This window comes from Cytophaga sp. (assembly GCF_051961495.1).
Lineage (GTDB): Bacteria > Bacteroidota > Bacteroidia > Cytophagales > Cytophagaceae > Cytophaga.
On sequence record NZ_JBQCDF010000282.1, the window covers coordinates 1 to 7,224 of the forward strand.

General features: G+C 38.1%; 6 protein-coding genes and 1 pseudogene. All 7 read right to left on the reverse strand.

Annotated elements, in window-relative coordinates; translation table 11 throughout:
* On the reverse strand, nt 1–720 hold a 720-nt coding region (locus ACTHJT_RS15740; protein ID WP_440239934.1), incomplete at its 3' end, for a cytochrome oxidase subunit III.
* 33 nt (nt 721–753) lie between these two features.
* Nucleotides 754–1,344: a cytochrome c oxidase subunit 3 gene (locus tag ACTHJT_RS15745; protein ID WP_440239936.1), complete on the reverse strand. Its 591-nt coding sequence runs from the start codon at nt 1,342–1,344 to the stop codon at nt 754–756.
* A 14-nt stretch (nt 1,345–1,358) separates the two neighbouring features.
* Nucleotides 1,359–2,261: a heme o synthase gene (gene cyoE / locus ACTHJT_RS15750; protein ID WP_440239938.1), complete on the reverse strand. Its 903-nt coding sequence runs from the start codon at nt 2,259–2,261 to the stop codon at nt 1,359–1,361.
* Nucleotides 2,254–3,237: a COX15/CtaA family protein gene (locus ACTHJT_RS15755; RefSeq protein ID WP_440239940.1), complete on the reverse strand. Its 984-nt coding sequence runs from the start codon at nt 3,235–3,237 to the stop codon at nt 2,254–2,256. The genes cyoE and ACTHJT_RS15755 overlap by 8 nt, the downstream gene beginning before the upstream one ends.
* Nucleotides 3,238–3,370: 133 nt before the next feature.
* Nucleotides 3,371–5,194, reverse strand: a complete 1,824-nt coding sequence (locus tag ACTHJT_RS15760) for a cytochrome c oxidase subunit I (RefSeq protein WP_440239942.1) — start codon at nt 5,192–5,194, stop codon at nt 3,371–3,373.
* A 47-nt stretch (nt 5,195–5,241) separates the two neighbouring features.
* Complete coding sequence (locus ACTHJT_RS15765) at nt 5,242–6,288, reverse strand: cytochrome c oxidase subunit II (protein WP_440239944.1); 1,047 nt, start codon at nt 6,286–6,288, stop codon at nt 5,242–5,244.
* 111 nt (nt 6,289–6,399) lie between these two features.
* Nucleotides 6,400–7,224, reverse strand: a pseudogene (locus ACTHJT_RS15770) (quinol:cytochrome C oxidoreductase); the annotation flags it as partial.

Here is a 7,224-nt window from a genome sequence, read left to right on the forward strand (position 1 = left end):
TACCAGATCGACGAAGTGCCAGTAAAGACCAACTTTTTCAACCATTTCGTATGTGCCGATTCTTTCATATGTTCCGTATGATACGTTATAGAATACAAGGATGTTAATAATTACACCTGATAACACGTGTGTTCCGTGGAAACCAGTAATAAAGAAGAATAAATCAGCAAATAATCTAGGACCGTATTCGTTCTCAATCAGATTCGCGCCGAATATATGGCGAACTGTGCCATCCGGGTCGTTTACAATCAAGCCTTCAGGAGAGCCCTGGATGAAAATTGTCCATTCCCAAGCCTGGCATGATAAGAATGCAATACCACCAAGAATTGTCCATAACATCCATTTCTGAACGTCTTTTTTGTCGTTACGGTGACCAGCTTCAACGGCCAATACCATTGTTACAGAAGAAAGGATCAAAATAAACGTCATTAAACCCACAAATACCAGTGGAGCGTTAACGTGGAAAAAAGGAATGTGTGTGAATACTTTTTCAGGAATCGGCCAGTACTGTACAGATGCTTTAAACGCATCTACAGCACCTGTATAGGCATCGTGAGAATAACGTGAAAAACCATACGTAATCAATAAACCAGAGAAAGTTAATGCATCTGATAATAAAAAGAACCACATCATTAGCTTACCATAGCTAGCTTTCAATGGTTCTGCATCTCCTGCCCACAGGGCCTTGTTTTCTTTTTCGTCGATAACTGCCGTTGCCATAAATTATATTTAAATAATAAATTAGTCTTATTTCTAATTATTCACCAGTAAAAATACAAACAAATAAATCCAAAGCAAATCTAAAAAGTGCCAATAAGTTGTGCACATCTCAATTTGTAATAGATTTAAAGAACTCACCTTCCCACTAGCACTTGAGTATAAAACAATTAGGAGATAAATTAATCCGGTGATTAAATGAAAGCCGTGCAAACCGGATAAAATATATACGAAAGATCCTGCCGGATTTGAATAACGGCCGCCTAAATAGACGTTTTCATCCACTAATTGCCCCCATCCTTTCACTTGCATGTATAGAAATACAATACCCAAAACAATGGTTGCAATCAAAGCCATATTGATCCGTGAAGTGTTGTTGTTCTTGGCTGCCCAATAAGCTACCTGCATGGTTACACTGCTTAATAAAATAACAGCCGTACTCATCGTAAACATCGGCGGTAAATCAAATTTCAGCCAATCACCATCTGTACTGCGCACCAGATAAGCACTGGTAAATGCTGCAAATAACATAATGATCGTTACGATAAATAACCATAGCAAAAACTTCTTCGGATGTACCGTGAATGTTTGCTCATGCGTATCATTTAATTGAATTTTTTCTTCCATGACAGTTATATAATTTATTGGATTTTATCTAAAACAAATGCAATCTGAACAACCGGTAAATAAAGAAATGAGCCAAACATCAGCATCAGCGCAGACTTCACCGTGCATTCTCTCCACAAATAAACCGTTTGTAAGAAGAATAATGTTCCACAAGCCAATGCTATGTAAGCAGATGTAATACCGGACATGCCAAACATAAATGGTAAAAAACCCAGGGGTAGCAAACATAATGTATACATCATGATGATTGTTGCTGTACGCTTGTTTCTGCCTTCTTGCGTAGGCAGCATTTTTATACCTGCTTTTTTATATTCATCATCCAATACCCAGGCAATCGCCCAGAAATGTGGAAACTGCCAGAAGAACTGAATAGCAAATAAAACACCTGGTTCCCAACCATATTCCCCGGTGACAGCCAACCAGCCGATCATTGGAGGAAAAGCCCCTGGAAAGGCTCCGATAAATACAGAAATTGGTGAAATCTTTTTTAAAGGAGTATAAACAAATGAATAAAGAACCAATGAAATAAGCGATAAGATCAATGCGTTCAATGTACTGAAATAGCCTAGTATAAATATTCCCAGAATAAGAAAAAATGCCGATGCCAGAATAGCTTGTTTCAGGCTTATAGTTCCCATCGGTAGCGGCCTGGAAGAGGTCCTGTTCATTAATTTATCTGAATCTCTTTCAATGATCTGATTGATAATATTCGCAGATACAGTGATACAGAAGCCCCCGGCTAAAAACAATAGCAGGTTTAACCAATCCACCTTTCCGCGTTCGGCCAATATATAGCCCATTCCCGAAGAGAATGCCACGGTCGAGGTTAACCTGAATTTGGTTAATTTAAAATATGCATGAATGAGAGAAGCCAAGGACTGTTCGATATATATATTTCGGGTACGCAAGTTACACACTCCTTCTGTTTTGTCCTACCATAAATCTAAAAACAAATGCTATTTGTGCACCTAATAAAACCGTTGCCAGCAGCAAGTGTAAAGGCTGTGCCCAGGCAGGCAATGCAAAATAAGCAAGAATTATTCCTGCCAGTATTTCAACTCCTATAATGTATGTAATAGCAAGCGCATGCTTGTAAGCTTTCGCATAGGTATCCCTGTTTAGATATAAAACATACGTAAAATAAAGGGTTGCCAGCGTCAGTAAAATAGAATAACTTCTATGGATAATGAAAATACTGCCAATGCTATCGATCCATGTTTCCTTGTGTTCATAAGACAGTGCAAATGAGATGATATCAATCTCCTCACGTACTTCTGTACCAAGGAAGATCTGTAATGCAGTCATAAAAATAAACACCCACATTACCCAGGTATATTTTTTAGATACTATCCCCTGTTCAAACCCTTCATAAACGCCTTGTAGAGCAAGCTTCGCTTTATGAACTTCAATGAATAGATAAATCAATATGCCCAAAATTAGCAATGCTACAGCCATGTGTAGTGTAATCATGATTGGCTTTAAAAATGAGAATACTAATTTAGCACCTAAAACACCCTGGAAGCCCATCAGGAAAACTAACAACAAAGACAGCCAAAAGAATTTTGGCTTGGTTTTAATGAATTGTATAGCATATAAACATTGAAAGAAAACGATTACCCCCCCAAGAGCTCCGATCAATCGGTTTCCATATTCAGTCCATGTTTTGTATACATTAAACTCCGCCGGATGGCCTTGCACCGCATATTTTTCTTTATAGTCTGCTGGTAGCTGAGACTCTTCCGTTGGCGGCATATAATTCCCGAAACATTTCGGCCAATCCGGGCACCCCATTCCCGATCCCGTACTACGTACAATACCACCAGCAAGAATAACCAGATAAATGGTAATTAACGTAACAAGTACAATGATGTAAAATCTGTTAATACGGCTCATAAATAGGTACTTAATTCTTTGTACTAAATAAAAAAATCCAAAAGGGTTAGTAAGACTAAAAAATCTGAACTAATACTTTTGGATTGAAATAATATATTAAGAAAAAGACCGACCCTGAGGTCAGTCTTTTCTATTAATTTTCGTCTGTTTCTCCTGGAAGATTAGATTCAGGAGTTTTAGAGAACGGTACTGTCTGAGGAATGAAATCTTCAGCTGCACCTGGCTTGCTGTAGTCATATGGCCAACGATAGACAGTCGGGATTGCTCCAGGCCAGTTACCATGACCAGGGTTAATAGGTGTAGTCCACTCTAATGTATTTGAGCTCCATGGGTTCAGTGTAGATACTCTACCTTTAAACATGCTATAGAAGAAGTTAAAGATGAAGATAAACTGAGCTACAAATGTTACGATTGCCGCAATACTGATCAATTCATTTAAGTCAGTGAATGTGCTGAATGCATCGAAACCTGTCCATGAATAATAACGTCTTGGGAAACCCGCAATACCGATGTAATGCATTGGGAAGAAGATCAAATATACACCGATGAAAGTCAACCAGAAGTGGATATAACCTAAACGGTCATCCATCATACGACCAAACATCTTAGGGAACCAGTGATAGACACCCGCTAACATACCAAAGAAGGATGCAGATCCCATTACAATGTGAAAGTGAGCAACAACGAAGTATGTATCGTGTAATTGAATATCAGCAGCAGAGTTACCTAATACGATACCAGTTAAACCTCCGGAAATGAAGAATGATACAAGACCGATAGAAAACAACATCGCTGGAGTAAAGATGATATTACCTCTCCATAATGTCGCAATGTAGTTGAAGGCCTTCACCGCAGATGGTACAGCAATGATTAACGTAAGGAACATAAATATTGATCCCAGGAATGGATTCATACCTGTCACAAACATATGGTGAGCCCATACAATGAAAGATAAGAACGCAATCGCTACGATAGAGAAGATCATCGCTTTGTAACCGAAGATTGGCTTGCGGGAATTAGTAGCAACGATTTCAGAAGTAATACCTAATGCAGGCAGTAATACGATGTAAACTTCAGGGTGACCTAAGAACCAGAATAAGTGCTGGAATAGAATCGGGCTACCGCCCTCATGATGCAAAGCTTCACCACCGATATAAATCTCAGATAAGAAGAAACTTGTTCCGAAACTTCTGTCAAATATTAAAAGAAGCGCTGCAGAGAATAAAACCGGGAATGATAATAAACCGATGATCGCAGTAATGAAGAACGCCCAGATAGTTAGAGGAAGACGTGAGAACGTCATACCTTTTGTTCTTAAGTTGATAATAGTTGTTACATAGTTCAAACCACCAAGCAATGTTGATGCAATAAATAATGCCATTGCAACCAACCATAATGTCATACCCAGACCTGAGCCATTAACAGCTTGTGGCAATGCGCTCAATGGAGGATAAATAACCCAGCCACCGGATGCAGGCCCTGTTTTGATAAACAGAGAAATCATCATGATTGTACTTGATAAAAAGAAGAACCAGTATGAAAGCATGTTCAGGAAGCCTGACGCCATATCACGGGCACCAATTTGAAGCGGAATCAGGAAGTTACTGAATGTTCCGCTCAAACCTGCAGTCAATACAAAGAATACCATGATCGTACCGTGCATGGTAACCAGTGCAAGATAAAATTCAGGATCCAATTTACCATCAGCCTGAATCCAATCACCTAACAATGGTTTTAACCATGTTAGATCAGCATCAGGAAAACCTAATTGAAGACGGAATAAAACGGATAATAAACCTCCGATTACAGCCCAAACAATACCTGAAATTAAATACTGTTTAGCAATGTACTTATGGTCTTCACTGAATACATACTTACGAATCCAAGGCAAATCATGGTGATCGTGTTCGTCGTGTGCATGAGCATCAGATAAAGAACCAGAGTGTGTAGCCGACATATTATTTATGATAAATAGTTATTAATTCAAATTAATTATGATGCTTCTTAGTGCGCCTTCTTAGTTACAACAGCCGTAGCAACAACTGTACTATCAGCAGAAACAACTGTTGAATCTGAAGGTGTAGCAGGTTGAACGACTTCAGGCTTAGTCAAGAATTCCTTTAAATATTTCTCACTCAAAACTTTTGGAGCTTTTGTAGAAACATATTCAGCATTCAATGAAGACCATGTCTTTTGAGAAGCTTTCCATTTTTCATATTCTGCTGGTTCATCAACAACAACAATAAAACGCATTGCATAGTGACCACGTCCACAAACTTCTGTACAAGCCAGTTCATAGTTAAAGTTTGGATTGCCAGTTTTTTCACGCATTTCTGCAGTTGAAATAGTTGGTTTAAACCAGAATTTTGTTGGCATGCCCGGAACCGCATCCATTTTCACACGGAAATGAGGAAGGAATACAGAGTGGATTACATCACGGGAACGGATATGTAATGAAACGTTTTTACCTTTTGGAAAATGCAGCTCCATTGGAATAAAGTCATCGAAGCTTGCAGTATCATTAAAATCAATACCAAACTCATTTGTAGCATCAATTTTTCTATAGTGGTACTTACCTAATTTACCATCTGCACCAGGGTATCTCACCTGCCATGCAAACTGCTTACCCATAATTTCAATTACTTCAGAGTTTTCAGGTGCAGGAGATGTAATTGCATGCCATTCTTTATAACCATAAACTACGAAACCAGCCATGATCACTGCAGGAATGATTGTCCAGATACGCTCTACAGTATGATTGTCCGGATAGAAATATGCTTGCTTTCCTTCTTTAAAACGATAGATGTATGGAAAGAAATATAACAAAGAGTTCGTCAATAAAAACGCCACTGTTAATACGGCCATGATTACCCAGAACAATAAATCCGTTCTTACACCATGCTCAGAAGCAGCTTCAGGTAAGAATTTATCACGGGCAGACATGAATGATAAATAGAACGCTAAAACACCCAGTACAAATACTACGACAAATAAAAATGAATTTATCGTGTTACCAACGCCTACACGTTTTTGGTAACGACCATTCATCACGTTCGTTAATACACCAATTCTAAATATCAAATAAAGTATTGATAGAATTAATGCAAGTGCTACAATTATAACTACATTCATTTTATATATAAAGTTTTGTAATGGCTTTAATTAAAATACATCATGATGAATACTTTCTTCGATCATTGGGTGATGTTTTGCAATCAGGTTCAACTTAGCTAAAGCTGTCAACACCATGAACAGGAACACACCAACGAAGATCATACCTAAACCTAATTCCATAAATAAGAATATCCCATCTAAGCCACCTTCCTGCTTCAATACCGGAGGCGTCGTGATCATGTAGAAATCAAACCAGTGACCTAAGATTACAACCACACAAACAATTTTTAACATGATGCCAAGTCTCTTCGAACCTCTGGTCATCAATACAAGGAACGGAAAGAAGAAGTTTAAGAATAGCGTCAGGAAGAATATCGGTGTGTATGCATCTGTTTTCAAACGCTGTACAAAGTATCCTACTTCTTCAGGAATGTTTGCATAATAGATCAATAAGAATTGTTCAAACCAAACGTATGTCCAAAAGATAGAGAATGCAAAGATGAATTTACCTAAATCATGTAAGTGGTTTTCATTTACGATTGCCAGGTAACCATTTTCTTTCAATACAACAATGATCAAAGTAACGAATGCCAATGCAGTTACAAACCAGCTCGCGAATACATACCATCCAAACATTGTACTGAAGAAGTGAGGATCCATAGACATAGCCCAATCCCAAGCACACATAGATGATGTAACACCAAAGAAGATTAAGAAAAATGCCGAAGTAATAGTACTTTTATGCCACCATTTAACATCTGCTGCAATATCTTCATTTTTCTGATACTTACGTAAAGTAGTCCAGCTGAATAACCATAAACCGAAGTAAACAAATGTACGACCAATAAAGAATGGTACATTAAGGAATGCTTT